Annotated in this window: 1 protein-coding gene; it reads left to right on the forward strand. The window is 75.1% G+C overall.

The features are described 5' to 3' along the window. On the forward strand, positions 1 to 2,905 hold a 2,905-nt coding region (locus FK498_RS18275; RefSeq protein ID WP_141857083.1), incomplete at both ends, for an NAD-glutamate dehydrogenase domain-containing protein.

The raw sequence follows: 2,905 nt of genomic DNA on the forward strand, positions 1-2,905 counted from the left end.
GGCCGAGGCCGCGCTCGCCGCCGGCGCGCTGCAGCTCGCGCTCGCCCGGCCGCAGGGAGCCCCGGCCCACGCGCTCGCGCTGCGCGTCGCGCATCCCGACCGGCCGGTGCCGCTCTCCGACATCCTGCCGCTGATCGAGAGCCTTGGCCTGCGCGCGATCGAGGAGGTGCCGCACCATCTGCAGCCCGCCGGAGCGGGTGCGCGCGCCGTGGTACTGCACGAGTTCCTGCTCGAGACCGAGGATCATGCACCCTTCGATGCCGCGCGCGCCGGCGCCGTCGCCGCGGCGCTGGAGGCGCTCTGGCACGGCCGGGCCGAGGCGGACGGGTTCAACCGCCTGGTGGTGCGCGCCGGCCTCGCCTGGCGCGAGGCGTGGATGCTGCGCGCCCTCTACCGCTGGCTGAAGCAGGCGGGCTTCGCCTTCAGCCAGGGCGCGGTCGAGGCGGCACTCGCCGCCCAGCCGGAGGCGACGCGGCTCCTGGTCGACCTGTTCCACGCGCGCTTCGACCCCGACCGCGCGCGCGACGGCGCCGCCGAGGCCGCGCTCGACCAGCGCTGGCGCGCCGTGCTCGACGCGGTCGAGAGCCCCGACGAGGACCGCATCCTGACGCGCCTGCGCGCCGCCCTCGACGGCGTCGTGCGCACGAGCTTCTTCCGCGATGCGGCCGCGCCGACGATCGCCTTCAAGATCGACAGCCGCGCGGTCGGCGACCTGCCGCCGCCCGTGCCCTATCGCGAGATCTTCGTGCACGGGCCGCGCATGGAGGGCGTGCACCTGCGCGGCGGGCCGGTCGCGCGAGGGGGGATCCGCTGGTCGGACCGGCGGGAGGATTTCCGCACCGAGATCCTCGGCCTGATGAAGGCGCAGACCCTGAAGAACACCGTGATCGTGCCCACGGGCGCGAAGGGCGGCTTCGTGCTGAAGCGCCCGCCCGCGCCCGCGGGCGATGCCGCGCGCGACCGCGAGGCGCTGCAGGCCGAGGGCATCGCCTGCTATCGCCTGCTGATCGGCGCGATGCTCGACCTCACCGACAACCGGGTGGCGGGACGGATCGTGCCGCCCGAGCGCGTGGTGCGCCGCGACGGCGACGATCCCTACATCGTCGCCGCCGCCGACAAGGGCACGGCGACCTTCAGCGACATCGCCAACGCGATCGCGCTCGAGCGCGGCTTCTGGCTCGGCGACGCCTTCGCCTCCGGCGGCTCGAAGGGCTACGACCACAAGGGCCTCGGCATCACCGCGCGCGGCGCCTTCGTCTGCATCCGCCGCCACTTCCGCGAGCTCGGCGTCGACATCGACCGCGAGCCGATCGACGTCGTCGGCGTGGGCGACATGTCGGGCGACGTGTTCGGCAACGGCGTGCTGCTCTCGCGGATGCTGCGGCTGCGCGCCGCCTTCGACCATCGCCACATCTTCCTCGATCCCGATCCCGACCCGGCTGTCGCCTACGCCGAGCGCGCGCGGCTGTTCGCGCTGCCGCGCTCCTCCTGGGCCGACTACGACAAGACGAAGCTGAGCGCGGGCGGCGGCGTCTTTCCGCGCAACGCCAAGACCGTGCCGCTCTCGGCCGAGGCGCGGGCGATGCTGGGCATCGCCGCCGAGCGTCCGCCGCCCGAGGCGGTGATGCGCGCGATCCTCGCGATGCCGGCGGACCTGCTCTATTTCGGCGGCATCGGCACCTTCGTCAAAGCGACGCACGAGAGCCACGCCGAGGCGGGCGACCGCGCCAACGACGCGATCCGCATCGATGCGGCGGCGCTGCGCGCGAGAGTGGTCGGCGAGGGCGCCAATCTCGCGCTGACCCAGGCCGCGCGCGTGGAGGCCGCGCTCGCCGGCGTGCGCGTCGACACCGACAGCCTGCACAACTCCGCCGGTGTCGACACCTCCGACCACGAGGTGAACCTGAAGATCCTGCTCGACGGCCTGGTGCAGGCCGGCGACCTCACCGCCAAGCAGCGCGACGCGCTGCTCGTCTCGGTCACCGAGGATGTCGCCGCGCATGTGCTCGCCACCAATGCGCGCCAGTCGCTCGGCGTCTCGCTCGAGCGGATGGATCCGTCGGCCGCCGGCCCGCATGCGGCGCTGATCGCGCGGCTGGAGGCGGAGGCCGGGCTCGACCGCGCGGTGGCCGGCCTGCCGGACGCGGCGACGCTGGCCGCCCGCGGCACGGCGGGGCTGACGCGGCCCGAACTGATCGTGCTGCTCTCGCACGCCAAGCTCTGGCTGACGGATGCGCTGATCGGCTCGCCCCTGCCCGACGATCCGGCCTTCGCGCGCGACCTCGCCCACTACTTCCCCGCCGCCGTGCGCGAGCGCTTCGCCGAGGCGATCGCGGCGCATCCGTTGCGACGCGAGCTCGTCGCGATGCTCCTCGCCAACGATCTGCTCGACCGCATGGGTCTTGCCGCCTTCGCCCGGCTTGCCGACGGCATCGCGCCCGAGGCGGCGGCGACCGCGGCGCTGATCGCGCGCGAGGCGCTCGGGCTCGCCGAGCTGCGCGCCGCCGCCGAGGCCGAGGACGCCGCGGGCGGCGATCCCAAGACGCTCTATCCGCGCCTGCTCGCCTGGCGGCGCGCGCAGGAGGGGGCGGCGCGCGGCTTCGTGCGCGCGCTCGCACCCGAGCTGCGGGTCGCCGACGTGGCCGGCCCGTATCGCGAGCACATCGCCGGGCTGCTGCCCGCGCTGCTCGAGCGCGATCCTTCCGGTGGCGCCGCGGCGATGGCGCCGGCGATCCTGCGGCTCTCGGCGGAGGCGGGCGTGGCGCCGCATGACGGGATGGAGGCGTGGTTCGCCGCCGGCGCCGGGCTCGGGCCCGATGCGGTGCGCACGGCCGCGCAGCACATGCGTCGCACCGAGTGCGGCGCCGATCTCGGTATCTGCACGGTCGGCGACCGAAGCGGCCGA

It is taken from the genome of Elioraea sp. Yellowstone, assembly GCF_006704265.1.
GTDB lineage: Bacteria > Pseudomonadota > Alphaproteobacteria > Acetobacterales > Acetobacteraceae > Elioraea.